This window comes from Flavobacterium sp. ACAM 123, assembly GCF_000264055.1.
Taxonomy (GTDB): Bacteria; Bacteroidota; Bacteroidia; order Flavobacteriales; family Flavobacteriaceae; genus Flavobacterium.
Window position 1 is genome coordinate 1 of record NZ_AJXL01000092.1, and the last position, 14915, is coordinate 14915.

The following is a 14915-nucleotide window of genomic DNA, read 5'->3' on the forward strand; positions in this document are numbered from 1 at the left end:
TTACTTTTTAATTTTTCCACGTTTAATTTTATAATGTTTGCCAACTTATCAATAACATCAAGAAGTAACGCTTTCTTTAAAGTTTTACCATGACCCGTGCTATATGTCTTGTGTTGTATGTTGGAAACAATAGCTTTTCAATTTATTCTTACAATACCCACTTTTAGTGATATTCGTACCTTTCTATCAAGTAAAAGTATTCCATTATAATTTTATCCCTTTACGGTTTCCCGCATTATCAAAAAAATAGGCATCTCTCAGTATTCTTGTATTTCTTATGCCACCTACTCCAACTATCATTATAATATCCTTGTCGACAATCATAAACCTTCACACTATACTAAAGCCTTAAAACCACAACAATTATCATCATAAAAGAGAGAGCCCTTCAAAACCTCTCAAAATCCCTATATTATTTTACGATTACCCCAGAGTTGGAAGTAGAGTGGTTCAGTTCCACCAAGGCTTCATTGTTCGTTCTGCGAACGCAACGAAACCTTTGCTGTTGCAGGCAGTGCTTTATTTTGATACTTTATACTTCTTAATATTCAAAGTTTTCTGTTTTATCCATTGAATTGAAATGTCAAATGGTGTTGTATTACTGTCAAATACAGTATTATGTCCCAATGTTGAAAATAGAGTGTACTCGAAAGGTTTGCCTTGAACTTTGTATGTATTTAATTGCTCTATGCACAACTTTACGGGAATTTGTATATCCTTTTCTCCAAAGAGCCAAAGTCCAGGAATTGAAAGAATATTCAGAGAAATTTTTGGATCAGTTGCCACAAATTGATATTTGTCTGGGTCATTTTTAGTATGTTCACGAGCATCTGCTTCTGTATGATTTTCCCAAAAACTATTGTTTCCATTTGTATAAAACTGAAATCGGAGTTGTTCTAAAGTTGTAATTGTAGGGCAACTAAATAAAACCATAAATTCTATTTGTGGATTTTTGCTTGCAGCAATTGGAATTATCCATCCTGCTTGACTGAAGCCAATTAACCCAATTGGTATTTTTTTATCTTTCAAATAGATTCGAAATGTATTTACTGCTTGATTTGCATCGTGAGATAATAAATTAAGATTAGTAGTGTCTATATTATTTGTGCCAACAGATGGTCCTACATACACACCTCCAGATTCTCCAACTCCACGTTTGTCATATGTCAAAACAGCAATACCTTCTTTAGCAAGGCGCTTTGCGAACTCCATTTCTCTTTTTACTGGGTCAGAGCCGTGAACAATTACAACTGCTGCAAATGGATTTTTGGGCTTTAAAATTGAGCCTGCAAGAGTGACGCCCTGACTTTCAAACTTTACATCTTGAATGGTAAAGTCAGCAGATTGAGAAAATACCATTTCTGGTAAAATTATTAATGATAACCAAAGAAATAAGTAAGAAAAAAAGTTGCTGTTCATTTTAGTTTAATTAGAAAAATTGGTTTGAGTGATTGGATTTTCGTTAGCATTGCCTACAACGTCAGTCCGTGTCAAAACCTCCGCTTGTTATTCTTCAAATATAACAAAAGAATTGTAGATCAATAAGAAAAGTTGTATGTTTAATAATGCAACATATCACAGGAATTGCGCGCAATCAGATGTGTTTTCGAGTTTAGATGATGCTTTTTCATCCGAAAAAGAAACAGTTGAATTATCAAAAAAAAAGAGGACTCCAAATCCTCTTGAAATCCTCCAAATAATTTTACGATAACCCCATAGTGTTGACGGCATGTAATCGGTTCCGTTCAACCGCGGCTTTATTGTTGGCTTTTCAAGCACAACAAAGCCTTAGCTGCTATCTGCTGCCCTTTCTTCGCAGGCTGCTTTCGCTTACAGTTTTATTTTCAGTCCTATATTTACCACAATTCCGTCTGTCGGAGCGTAAATGTCCCGAAAGTTTGGGTTGGTAATTGTCCCTGTATAAATGCTGTCCCAACGAGTTTGTCGGCTGTCGGTGAAGTTTTCGGCATTGACAAAAATATTGAGATGCTCCCACATTTTTTCAAAAAGAAAGCCGTACATCATATAACCTTTGCCTGTCGAACCATCATTTAAGCGTTGTTCGCTTACCAAAAGTCCTTCAAGTCCAACTCTAAAACTATGTTCTTTCTCAAAAGTCAAAACTGTATTTAGTCGGTGTTTGGCTGTGAGAGGTTGCCAAATATTTTGACTGTTAAAATTCTGTTTTGTATCTGTATAGGTGTAACCCACGAAAAGTTTAAAATCTTCGATACCGATTTTTACATTCGTTTCTGCTCCCTTGGTGTCTATAAAACCGTTGGCATTTACAAAATTGTTGCCTTGCAACATTAGTGGTTTGTTGAGATAAGTATAGAAAAAAAGTTGATTGATGCTCAAAGAAACTTCGTCTAATTGAGTCCGGAAATTGATGTCGCCATTAAGTCCGTAACTTTTTTCAGCTTCCGTATTTTTAAAGTCTATCGGTTTAATATTCTGAAAACCCCTTGCTTCCGCTTCTTCGCTGAAAGGAGAAGGCATTTTGTAGCCCAAACCCCCACCAATTCGGCTTGTAAAGTGTTCGTTTATTTTGAAAAGTGCATTAATTCTCGGCAGAATATACAATTTCAGATCATCGTTTGACGTTGGTGTGCTGTAATCCAAACGCAAACCACTCTCCAACGTAAACCATTCGTTTGCCTTGAAATGATTTTGGGCAAATACGCCAAAAGTTGTCAAACCGTACTTAAAATTTGAATTATTTAGCATTTTAAAAAGATCTGTCCACAAGTTTAAGCCTGTTACCCATTCGCTTTTTATGGTATACTTTGAGTAGTTAAATTCCGTAAATGATGAAACTTGCTGTCCGTTAAAATCTATTGTTGGCTGGGTCAGTTTCCTGTCGAAAAAGCCAACCGAGTTTTTGAATTGAATTTTGCTATTTTCGGTTAATTTATGTTCAAAATTTAGTTGTGTCGAAGTTCGCAACGACACATTTTTTTCAAAAAATTGGTGTGTTGCATCTGCGTTGCCTTCGATTACTTTCAAGTCGCCACCCAAACGATTTTCTGTTGTAATATTTACGCCAAAATAGCCTTTTGTTTTCTCGTTTGGATAGAAAAATAATTTTGGATTAATTGTAATTCGGTCTGTTTTCGGAATGGCAGTCAAACCAATATTTGCAGGGTCGTAGGCACCGTTGTAATTGTAAGAGGCAAAAATAGTAGTGCCAATTTTACCAAACTTTTGGGCAAAAAATGTACTGGCATCAAAGCCTTTTGCCGATGTACCATTGAGCAAAGTTGTAAATTCTCTTTTGTCTTTTGGTGTTTTTGAAATCAAGTTTACAAGCCCTGAAATCGCTCCGCCACCGTACAAAGTAGAAGCCGAACCTTTGATGAATTCAACTTGTTTGAGGTCAAGCGGTGCAATTTGCATAATGGAAAGTCCGCCACTAAAACCGCTGTACAAAGGCATTCCGTCTTTCAAAATTTGCGTATATCTACCGTCAAGCCCTTGTATGCGTATGTTTGCCGTTCCGCTTATGGCAGAGGTTTGCTGTGTGGCAATGCCCGTACTTTCGTTGAGAAGCATTTTTATATCGCCTGGTTTCATTGAACTTTTTTCGTCCAATTCTTCGCCTACGATTACTTCAATTCTTGTAGGAATGTCGCTAATTGTTCGGCTACTCCTTGTTGTGGAAGTAATAATTACTTCTTCTAACTGGCTTGCAGATGGCTCTAAATCTATTTCGATTTTTTCATTGGGTTTGGCAGGTGGAAAAGTAAATTTCTTTCTCTTTTCTTCAAATCCGATGTAGCGAATTATGATTTCATATTCGCCATTTGGAATATTATTGATGGTAATTTCGCCATTTTCGTTGGCAGTTCCGCCTTTTTGTAAAACTGGAATTTGAGCCGTAGCACCGATTAAAACTTCTTTGGTTTTGTCGCTGACAATGGTGGCTTTAAAAGTGTTTTGAGCCAATGAAATTTGAGCAAAAAGCACTGAAAAAATAAATATTAACTTTTTCATTTTTGAAATATTGAGTAAATTAAATAGAAAAATGTTTCCATTGAAAAATGGAAAAGCAAAAGAATATTCAATAAATCAGATCAAAAAAGAACAAATCCAAAGATAAATTTTGTCAGGAGGGGAAGGGTAAGAAAATACGATTCCACAAAATTGATTAGTAATTACAAATTTACGGCTGTCGATATTGTGAAGTATTGTTGGTGAATTATCGACAACTTGTTCAAGTTGAAAGTCAGGATAATTTTGCGATTTCAAGACATACGAATGGTTTTCATTCTCGTAATTCTGTTCAAGTTCTTTGCTGTCCAACTCCAAAGCAGTAGTCAGGTACAAAATACCTGTCAGCAGTAGGAATATTTTAAGCAAATTCGTTTTCATTGCTCAAAGGTAATAATTTTTTTCGTTAGCACGGTCATCTCATAGGGTTGCAGATAACTTGTAAATAGCATCAAGAAGTAACACTTTTTTAAAGTTTTACAATAAAGCGTATTATCTGTCTTATATATTATTTTGTAATCAAACCTTTTCAATTTATTATTACAATATCCACTTTTAGTGATATTCGTACATTTCTATCAAGTAAAAGTAATCCATTATAATTTTATCCCTTTACGGTTTCCCGCATTATCAAAAAAAACATAAAAAGACACCTCGCAGCATCTTTATTTCCTATCCCTTCTCCTCCACAACTATCATTCTAAAAATAATCCCTCCTAAACTCATAGATTTTGCCTCTCATAAAAACTCCAATTACGATAATCCCAAAAGGCCAGGAATCATATCGATTGAGAATATCATCAACAAAGATTTCAAAACAGATAGACTATCATTAGTACGCGATATCTTCCTTTTTAGCTGCTTTACGGGCCTGGCATACGTTGATGTCAAAAACTTAACAAAGTCCCACATAAGCCTCGGTATTGACGGAGAGAAATGGATATTTACACACCGCCAGAAAACAGAAACAGCTTCGAAGATTCCAATTCTTCCTATTACCCAAATGATTATTGATAAATATGACGATCATCCGGAATGCTGCAATCAAAACAAATTATTACCCATTTTGAGTAACCAGAAAATGAATGCTTATTTAAAGGAAATTGCCGGCGTCTGCGAAATTGAAAAAGAACTTACTTTTCACATTGCACGACATACATTTGCGACCACTGTAACACTGACAAACGGAGTTCCTATTGAAAGCGTGAGCAAAATGCTTGGACACAAAAACTTAAGAACCACTCAACATTATGCAAAGGTGTTAGATAAAAAAGTTAGCGAAGACATGAAGGTTTTGAGAGAGAAATTTATGAATACTCAAGTTGACATTAAACGAATTATTTAATTTAAAATCATAAATCAATTTTCTAAATATAAATAAAGTAGCTACTATATAACTAATTTTGCTTCAGTTTGATAAACTTTGATTTAAGAAGTTAGGCTGAAGGAACTTTACCTGAATAGTAATCTTTCTTCTTCTAAATCAATATAATATAAGTGTTTGCGTATAATACCTTCATTCAAGGTTTCCTTTTCATTATTTTTATTGCTTAGCTATTTTATTTGCATTTCTAAAATGTCAAGAATGGCAGCCTTAGATTCTTCATCCATTGTTATATTAAGCGAGTATACATATGATAATGACTTTTCTAACAATTCACCTTTAGGATCACTGTTCATCCAACAACCAAGAGCAGGGTCATAATGCCTTGCTCCATAATCATACATGTTCAGTCCTAGCTCGTCTTGAAGCTCTTTTCCGTTATGCTTATACTTATAAGGTTTTACATAGTTTCCTAATCGTAATTAGTGTGATTCATGGATGATTATCTAAATCCTAGAACTTAAATTTTATTACGAAAATAAGTGTAGTTTGTTTAATTTCCAACTCAAAGTTGGATTAAAATCTGATTATTGAGCATAAAAAAACCTATCAAACTAATGATAGGTTTACGATGTAAACGTTTTTAAAATCCATTCATTCAAAATAATCAAAGATTTATTTTTTGTCTGAACTTTTGGACGGTTTCAACGAGGGTGTATTCCCTGGTGTGCTTTTATTATCACGTTGACGTTGGTCAGGTTTTCCTGTTGAGTCTGCTATTCTTTTTGGTCCTGGTTTAAGTGCCATAATTATAAATTTAAATTGGTTATATATTCCAAATATAGTCAATTTTTTAAATAGGAAAATACCTGTTTATCAACTCTTTGTTGATAACTATCCACTTTTAAATATTTCTCCATGGTTCAAGGTCACTTATTAGAAAGATGAAAACAGAAGATATACAGCTTAACAGTAATACACAAACGTCTTCCGGAAAGTAACAATCAAAAAATGAATGCCTATTTAAAAGAGATTGCCGGCGTTTGTGAAATAGAAAAAGAACTCACCTTCCACATTGCCCGACATACTTTTGCAACCACTGTCACCCTTACAAATGGAGTTCCTATTGAAAGCGTGAGCAAAATGCTTGGATACAAAAACTTAAGAACCACTCAACATTATGCAAAGGTGTTAGATAAAAAAGTGAGTGAGGACATGATGATTTTGAGAAACAAAATGCTAAACAGCAACAAAGATAAAATTATCAAAAAGGCTAATTAGAATTCCGGGTATTGAACTTAGTACTGATCCCGAAATGCTTTGCAACCACTATAGAAGATAGCTTATTATTTATGATTGTTTTGTGGAAGGCTAAATTTTTGGTCTTTCAATATTGCTATGATCGCATTTGATATTTCAAAAATTTTTCCATTATAGTTATTGTCTAACAAAATGACTGTAAACTTTTCATCAATATTCGAAACTAAAATGGCTTCATAATTTCCAGCTCTTCCATCGTGTAAATGCTCAATCAAATTTTCATCCTTGTATTTTGCTTGTCCTAAAGGGGATTGTGTTTCTTCTAAATCAAATTGTTGACCTATTTCGTACAGCGATTGATTATTAATTATTTTTTTTGAGTGAAGGCAATTTACCCATTTTAGCAGATCAATGGTTGTTAGATAGGTTCCACCGGTTATTGGTAAGTCCGATTTATCTTGAACTAAATTATTATTAAACCCTTTAGCTATATTTTTTTCATTTTCAAAAGGCGTTAAAATAGCCGAATTCATTTTGCAAGGTTTAAATATGAACTTTTCTGCATACATTTTAAAGGACATCCCTGTCAATCGCTCAACAATAAATTGTCTCAAAAATATATTATTATTGTTGTAATCGTAATTTGTACCAGACTTGAAATCAAGAGTGTCGATTAGCTTTAAACCATCAAAAAGGTCTTTGTCATTTTTAATGATTTTCCAGTTTACGTTCGGTATGCCGCTAGTATATTGCAATAAATCTCTAATTGCAACTTCATTTGCCCATTTTGGTAATTCAGGAATAAATTTTGAAACGTTATCATGCAACTGCAATTTTCCTTGTTCCTGCAACTGCATTAAAGCTACCGCACTAAATTCTTTTGTAATAGATCCAATATTAAATCTATAATCAGCATTTAATTTCTTCTTTTTTGTTACATCAGTAAAACCAAATGACTCTTGGTAAATTATTTTATCATTTTTTGAAATAAGTACGTTTCCATTAAAAACCCCAATTTGGTTTGACCATTTCATCAGAGAGTCAATTTGTTCTATTTTTCTGGTTTGGGCAAATGTATTATTTGTCAGAACTATGAGAATAGTAAAAATTGAAAATAGTTGTTTGTAATGTTGCATAATTTATAATTATTGTATTTCATTATTGATTTTGATTAACTGTCGCATACCGCTAGTTCTTCTAAAAATCGATAAACGTCTTATTAGAACTTGATTTTATGTAAATATAGTAGATTTATCATACAAAACAATCAAATTAAAAATCACTTTTTTATTACTGTAAAACAATTCTCCAAGTAATTGGAAACCTGTAATTTCATACTATATAGACTTCACTAATTCGTGCGATAGCTACCGTTTGGCTATCGCTACTATTCAAACCCAATGAATTCTAATCTTTTGCCAGTAATTTTTATTTTGCCGTTTCAATTTCAATTATTTCTTTTCCTTGCTCGCCCAAATAATGGATCAAAATTTTCTCATAAACCTTATATCCATCATCTACATTTGTGAAGATAGTAAGTCCTTTTTTTGTTTTCGGATATATAAAAACAAGGGTTTGAACTCGGTTATCTGCTCCACCGTGAGACAATGCATAATCTCCATTATTAAAATTATAAATTTCGAATCCAAGTCCGAAATGTTTTCCATTTTTAGTTGCAACTTGAGCCGTGACCATATCGTCAAATACTTTTTCTGAAAGCCCATCACCGTTCATTACACTAACCAAAAACTTTCCATAGTCTTCGACTGTTGTCAATAGATCGTCTGCTCCATTCGCTGATTTGTTTTTAACTGTTTCGTAAGGCTTCCCTTTAGTGTCATATCCAATAGCCACTCGTTTTTCGTCAATCATATTGTTCCAAATATAGTGCGTATCAGTCATTTCCAAAGGCTCAAAAATTAATTCGCTGGCTAGTTGATTTAATTTTTTATTGAATTTATTTTCTAGGGCCTTTCGCAAATATTCAAATCCTTCGCCAGAATATTGATACTGACTCACTGGTTCAAATTGAAAGTCCAACTTTTTTGATTTTGTTGAATATCTCCAATTTGGAAATCCCGTTTGATGACTTAAAATATGTCTGGTTGTAAGTCTTTTACTTCTTGGGTTATCCGCAACATCTGAGTCAGCCCAATAGTTATAAATGGGTTCATCCAAATCCCATTTGCCCAAACTGACCAACCTTAAAGTAATTATTGCAGTTACGGGTTTAGTTAAAGATGCTACATTGAAAATGGCATTGTAAGCTGCGGCTATCCCTTTTGTAAGCGTACCATATACTTTTATTTGCTGAAGTTTGCCTTCATTGATTATTCCAATTCCTAAAGTTGGTACATTGTTTTCTTTTAGCCATTTTTCAATTTCGATGTCATTTTCAAAAATTGAATTTTCTGTTTTTTGAATCTCATATGCTTGGTGTCCAAAACTTAAGGATGTGGTTAATTTCCAATCGCCGCTTTCTAAAGTCCAAACATTAGTAAATTTAGCTGAACCGGGTTGGCTTTCCTTACTTTCGTAAAATAGATGTTCTCCGTTTTGAATAGCCCCATACAAAATTCCATTGCGGTAAAGCGGGAAAATTTCAGTACTTTCTTTTACTAAAACCCTCATTACTTGACGAGTTCCTTGATTTTTGCAAAGTCCATTTTTTAAGTCGTAAAGGAATTTTGTTTTATCAGAAACTCCGTCTTTGTCGTGATAAAATTTTAAGTTTTCGCTTAATAAATTTTCGTGCTGTTTGATGTCGCAAGTGTTGAACCCAACATTAAACAGTAAGCTGTCTTTGGATAAAATGGTTTTGTAAAGTTCTGAATTTTTGTCAATCTGTGCTTTGCTGATTGCACTAAAAATGATGGTAATAATGAAGCTTAAGATAATTTTTTTTGTCATAACCAATTTTATTTTGCTGTAATTATATTTTCAGCAAAGGTCAAAAAAGCACTTTTTTTACCCTAAAAAATTCCACGACAATAACCTGACAAATTCCCGACAAATTTCATATCAAATTGAAATCCAGTTTGTAATAAAGAGTTTTATTTCTGTCAATTTCTATTGCATTGCGGAGGATAATGAATACATTGGAGAAAACTATTAGTATTATAAGTAGTAGAGTAAACTTGTTTCCAAGTTTCAAAAAAATGCCTAACATAAATAATATAGGCGCAACAATTGTCCAAAGTATTTGAACAGAAATGAGTTGTTTTGTTAAGGCATTTTTTTGTTTCAGTACCAGCATAAGTAGTAAAGGCACGAGAATGTTTAATAGCGGAATTACTGTAAATGGAATTGTTGAAAGATTGATTAATTTAAGATAAGAATAGTTAATAGAAATACCTTCTTTCAGTGGTTCGTTTTCTTCAACAATGATGTTTTCTGCTTTCGTTTGTTGGGTGACTAATTCGCTTTCTTGTACTTCTAACACTGTAGCCAAAACCCGAAGAGTGTAACCTTTGGGATCTCTTCCTGATTCAATCCGCTGTATCGTTCGTGCGGAAATACCTGATTTATCTGATAATTCTTCTTGAGTCAGATTCTTTAATTCTCTAATACTTTTTAGTTTTGACATGCTGTATATTTAAAATCACCGTTATAGTCAGTTAGTTTAAAAAACTTCAAAGTTTCTCAAACTGCGTTGCGAGTTGGTAAATATACTTGATTTGTAATACAAAAAAACGCTTCATAAAACACTACTCACTCTACCAGTCTAACAATACGATCCAGTAAGTAAACTGCCTCCAGTTCCATTCAATACAGGTTCATTACTGGCTTTGAAAGTCCAACGAAGTCTAGACGTTCATTTGCTATTTTTCTTGTCCTTGCGATACTGCTGGTATTAAATAACCTTGCATAATCTTGTCAACTTGTTTGTGCGCTTGAGGTGTATTATATGCTGTAGAAGTAATTACAATTACAATAGGCTGGTCTTTGAAAATAAAAATTCGATTACCACCATTACCACTCGAATAGTAAACTTCATAGTCAACATCATTTACTTTGTATGTTTTATTCCAAAATAGATAACCATAGTACTCGTCTTTTGATATTGTCATCTGGTGTGATAAACTTTTTTCTATCCAGTTTTGGGATAGAATTTGTTTTCCATTCCAAGCACCTTGATTTTTGTATAACTGTCCAAACTTCGCATAATCCAACGAACGCAATTGTAAACTACCTGCTGTATTAGCCACTTTTTGAGGTGTGAACTGCCACTTATAATTTGTAATGCCGAGAGGCTGAAACAGCTTTTTATCAGCATATTTCTCTAAACCATCGGGAACAGCTTTATGTATAATGTCGCCCAAAACTACAACACCAGCTGTAAAATAATCCCACCGCTTGTTTGTTACTTTTGCTTGATCAATAGGAAGATTTAATGCAAAGTCAACCCAATTATTTGTAGGATACATTTTTTCTTCATGCCCTGGTGATTCAGTAATCATATCGGAACCATCAAAATCTGAACTCATTGTTAGTAAATCTTTTAAAGTAATACTATCTTTTAATGATGAATAGTTTTGGAAGGTCTTTAGGTTGTAAAATTCTTTTAAGGTTTGTGTTTCGCTTTTTATGTAATTGTCGTTGATTGCAATACCCAAAAGAGCAGATGCAAATGACTTTCCAACAGACCGTGTGTCGTGAAGTGTATTTCTATTTGCTCCGTTAAAATATTCTTCAATTATTAGCTGCCCGTCTTTTATCACGACAACACTAGTAATATTCCTAAACGTTTGCGTTTCTATTTTACGATTTAGTTCCTCAATTTTTGAGATGTCAATTTTCACTAATGAAATTTGCCAGTCTTTTAGTGGCTTTATAGTCTGGACTTTAACCAATTCTTCATTAATTTTTATTTCTGGAACTATGATTTTTATTTGTCCTTCGGCAATAATACTACCTGTTACTATTTCGGTCTGATTTAGGTACGGTCTAATTTCAATTTTAAGAAGATGTTCTCCCTTTGTAAATGCGTCTTGTCCTCCGTTGGCTAGAAATCTATTCCAAAGAAATCTGCCCCATGAATCTTCATTAGCTGAACTTATTAACGGAACTCTAAAAACCGTTCTTTGATTTTTACTGTCAGAACTACCCGCACCTACATTAAGATTTTCAACATAGATCTTTTTGGTATCGATGAAGAATGTAAATTGATAATTTCCATTATTAGTAAGTTCTTCAGCAGATAATTGTGGTGCAAGTAAATGAAGATAATTTGTCAATGAGTTGCCCAAAAAAACTCTAATACTAAGGTCGGTTTTTTCTTTAAGTTCAAATGATGTAAGAAAATCAGATTGTTTAAAATTTTCAAGAACAACACTCTGCCCCATGAAAGTAATTTTACCAACGTTTGCTTTGTGAATAGGATAAATAATGCTGTCGCTTTTTACAAAGTCTGTAGTCTGCCCAAATAAGTGAAGTGTTGTCAGGAAAATTGTGGTTAAAATGGCAAGTTGTCTTCTCATATTTTTATTTTTGAATTGTTGGTATTGTTGTCTTTTAAAATGGCATATAACGACTCAATGCTTTGAAATGGCTTGTGCTTCGTAATCACTTATTTTTTGGAGGAACAAAAACATGATGCAAAACGGTAATTCCACTAAATTCCAGCTAGCTCAAAGGAATGGCTGTTGTGTACAGTTGTTGTTACTCATCAAAATTTGAATCTTGTTCATTGTCATCATTTTCTATAATCTGCTTCTGAGCAAGTTTTGATAACCAATCTTTCATTGATTTTGGTTTGTCTTGACTTGTTAGATTGGTGAAGTAGCGTATACTGTCTATTTTAGGATCTATAAATGCACACCAAATGTTACCAAACTTATTTAGAACAACTATTGATTCCATGATTGTATAAAGACCTTTTACACCCGCAGTAATGACTACTAATTCATTGTCTTCTTCATCTTTGTCAATACTAAACTGTTGAAAATTGTCTAGAAATACAGATAAATATTTTCCTGTCATTCGCTCAATTTCATTAAGATCTAATTCGTCCAAGTATCCATAATTAATAACCATTTCTGGTAAATGTTTATAATGTCCAGAAAATGTGGAATTGTGACCATGGAAAATTTTACAACCATCACCTTCTTCGATTTCTATAAACCATTCTCCGTTTTCTAATCTTCTTCTAAATATAATTTCGCAATCTTGATCGTCAAAACTTTTAATTCTTGTATAGGCTGAATGCGGTGTCACTATTTGTGCTTTACCAGATATTTGTCCGCTCCTTGCACCGTCCCATATTATGATGCGGAAAAAGAAAGCATCTGAGGATACTCGGTTAATAAGTAATTTACCACCATGAATTTTAATTTTAGATTCTATACTCCAATTTCCCCACCAAACAATTTTTTCCTTCGTAATGTAATCTTTGTTATAGTGTTTAAGGGCTTCTTGAAAGACACCTGTTAATTGTTTTTTAAGCTTATTTTTCTCATCAGCTTTACCCTCAATTGTACTGTCCAAATGGTATTGCAAAATACGTCTTCCGCGCAAATCAAAAGGTAGCTTTTCTATGTTTCCAAAAGCACTATTTTGGATCATAATTATTCGATCCCAACCTAATATGGCAGATGCAAAACCCAATTCATATAAAACGTTGGGATTTGGGGTTGGTCGCCCAGTTGAAGATAAATTAATAATAGATATATCACAGACAAAAATATCAGATTTTGCTATCTTTCCTGTAATTGATTCGACAATTGATGGACTGCCAGGCATCCCAAATGTATCTCGATCAACAACTGCATCTAATGAAAAATTTTCGTCTTTAGAAAAAGCTTTGGTTGCTTTATCAAGTACATCTTGGATAAAAGAGCGATTATATCTATTTTCCAAATCAGATTGCCAAGAATAAAATACCGTATAATTCATAAATCAATGTTGTTAGGTTTTACAATTGTACACAACGTTATGCTACTTTGAGATGGCTGGAAAATCGTAACCGCTCAATTTTCGACTGAACGAAAACTTGATGCGAAACGGCAATTCCACTAAATTCCAGCTAGCTCAAAGCATCAATGTAAAAGCATAACTTTGAGAGTACTAAAAACGAAGATTATGCAATTACAAGACGCCTTTTCTATTCCAAAGATATTCATTGGTTTAGATATTCACAAAAAAAGCTGGACAGTTTCTATCCAAACAGATTTATTTTTTCACAAGACCTATTCGATGCCTTCTAATGCTGAGGATTTGTATCAATATGTGGAGCGCACATTTCCAGATCATGCTGTCGATTTAGTCTATGAAGCGGGTTGTTGCGGATTCTCCGCGGCACGATATTTTTTAAACCTGGGTTGGAATGTTCTAGTTGTTAATCCCTCAGATGTAAAGAGAGGAGATAAAGAGCGCTATCAAAAAACAGATGCTTTAGATTCTAAAAACTTGTCCAATCAATTAAAATCGGGTGTACTAAGAGGTGTTTTTATTCCCACAGAAGAGCATGAACAATTTACTACCTTGGCTCGCCATAGAACGCAAGTGACTAAGAAACTGCGACAAACCAAATTACATATCAAAAGTATGTTACTGTTTCATGGAATAAAAGTTCCAGACGAGTTTGATAATTCAAATTGGACTATAGCTTTTATTGCGTGGTTAGAAGAAATAAAATTCAGCACTTCTTGTGGCGATTTAGCCTTGCAAGGAAAAATACGCATGTTCAAGTTTATCAAATCAGAATATTTAGAAATTGCCAATCAAATGCGTGCTTATTGTAGAAAAAACAATAAGAAAGATTACAATCTTTTGAAAAGTATTCCAGGAATAGGAGGATATCTAGCAAGTGTAATCTTGGCCGAATGTGGAGATTTACGACGGTTTAATAACGAAGGACAGTTTAGTTCCTACATCGGCTTAGTTCCTGGAATGTATAACAGTGGAGAGTCAGAGAAGTGTTTAGGAATTACGCCGAGAAGTCGGTCTCAATTGCGAAGTTATTTAGTTGAAGCGGCTTGGATAGCCATTAGAAAAGATACCGAAATGCAAAATTATTACCAGAAACATCAAGGTAAAAACGTAAAAAGTATCATTATAAAAGTAGCCCATAAAATGGCCAGAAGAATTCTTTCAGTCATTAAAACAGAAACCGCATATCAAATTAATAGAAATTTAGTCCCGATAGCTATCGGGGGGATAGAATAATAAAAATAACCTTCTTAACAAGCTCAACCATACAAGAAAAATAGACTACAAAACCGCCATGGTGGTTCCATAAAATGAAGCCACATCTCAAAGTAGGTAGCTATTTTATTTATTGCTTCGCCAATTCAAGCGGAGCTCTTGGGTCTTACAATCATACCGATGCTGGTGGCTGTGC

Annotated in this window: 10 protein-coding genes and 3 pseudogenes; 3 read left to right on the forward strand and 10 right to left on the reverse strand. The window is 33.7% G+C overall.

Features of this window, described 5'->3' with window-relative positions:
• Nucleotides 1–519: 519 nt before the first annotated feature.
• The 3 genes from A3SG_RS0114325 to A3SG_RS0114335 form a co-directional block, all read right to left on the reverse strand.
• Nucleotides 520–1419 (reverse strand): alpha/beta hydrolase family protein, encoded by a 900-nt coding sequence (locus tag A3SG_RS0114325; protein WP_016990698.1) that lies wholly within the window; start codon nt 1417–1419, stop codon nt 520–522.
• A 411-nt stretch (nt 1420–1830) separates the two neighbouring features.
• Nucleotides 1831–3993: a TonB-dependent receptor gene (locus A3SG_RS0114330; protein ID WP_016990699.1), complete on the reverse strand. Its 2163-nt coding sequence runs from the start codon at nt 3991–3993 to the stop codon at nt 1831–1833.
• Nucleotides 3994–4068: 75 nt separating this feature from the next.
• Nucleotides 4069–4371: a hypothetical protein gene (locus A3SG_RS0114335; RefSeq protein WP_016990700.1), complete on the reverse strand. Its 303-nt coding sequence runs from the start codon at nt 4369–4371 to the stop codon at nt 4069–4071.
• A gap of 406 nt (nt 4372–4777) precedes the next feature.
• Between A3SG_RS0114335 and A3SG_RS19995 the strand changes: the two are divergent.
• A pseudogene (locus A3SG_RS19995) lies at nt 4778–5335 on the forward strand (site-specific integrase); the annotation flags it as partial.
• A gap of 209 nt (nt 5336–5544) precedes the next feature.
• On the opposite strand, the pseudogene A3SG_RS22440 reads toward A3SG_RS19995, so the two are convergent.
• Nucleotides 5545–5757: pseudogene (locus A3SG_RS22440) on the reverse strand (RHS repeat domain-containing protein); the annotation flags it as partial.
• Between the two features lie 232 nt (nt 5758–5989).
• Nucleotides 5990–6121, reverse strand: a complete 132-nt coding sequence (locus A3SG_RS22745) for a hypothetical protein (protein ID WP_016990703.1) — start codon at nt 6119–6121, stop codon at nt 5990–5992.
• 180 nt (nt 6122–6301) lie between these two features.
• Between A3SG_RS22745 and A3SG_RS0114355 the strand changes: the two are divergent.
• Nucleotides 6302–6595 (forward strand): annotated as a pseudogene (locus A3SG_RS0114355) (tyrosine-type recombinase/integrase); the annotation flags it as partial.
• Nucleotides 6596–6660: 65 nt separating this feature from the next.
• Here A3SG_RS0114355 and A3SG_RS0114360 read toward each other — a convergent pair.
• From A3SG_RS0114360 to A3SG_RS20885, 5 genes are all read right to left on the reverse strand, one after another.
• Complete coding sequence (locus tag A3SG_RS0114360) at nt 6661–7710, reverse strand: serine hydrolase domain-containing protein (protein WP_029596829.1); 1050 nt, start codon at nt 7708–7710, stop codon at nt 6661–6663.
• 292 nt (nt 7711–8002) lie between these two features.
• Complete coding sequence (locus A3SG_RS0114365) at nt 8003–9484, reverse strand: serine hydrolase (RefSeq protein WP_016990706.1); 1482 nt, start codon at nt 9482–9484, stop codon at nt 8003–8005.
• A gap of 106 nt (nt 9485–9590) precedes the next feature.
• Complete coding sequence (locus A3SG_RS0114370) at nt 9591–10160, reverse strand: helix-turn-helix domain-containing protein (RefSeq protein WP_016990707.1); 570 nt, start codon at nt 10158–10160, stop codon at nt 9591–9593.
• A 235-nt stretch (nt 10161–10395) separates the two neighbouring features.
• Nucleotides 10396–12054: a serine hydrolase domain-containing protein gene (locus tag A3SG_RS0114375; protein ID WP_016990708.1), complete on the reverse strand. Its 1659-nt coding sequence runs from the start codon at nt 12052–12054 to the stop codon at nt 10396–10398.
• Nucleotides 12055–12235: 181 nt separating this feature from the next.
• Nucleotides 12236–13468 (reverse strand): hypothetical protein, encoded by a 1233-nt coding sequence (locus tag A3SG_RS20885; protein ID WP_016990709.1) that lies wholly within the window; start codon nt 13466–13468, stop codon nt 12236–12238.
• Nucleotides 13469–13654: 186 nt separating this feature from the next.
• Here A3SG_RS20885 and A3SG_RS0114385 point away from each other — a divergent pair, with 186 nt between their 5' ends.
• Nucleotides 13655–14740: an IS110 family transposase gene (locus A3SG_RS0114385; protein WP_016990710.1), complete on the forward strand. Its 1086-nt coding sequence runs from the start codon at nt 13655–13657 to the stop codon at nt 14738–14740.
• Nucleotides 14741–14915 lie beyond the last annotated feature (175 nt).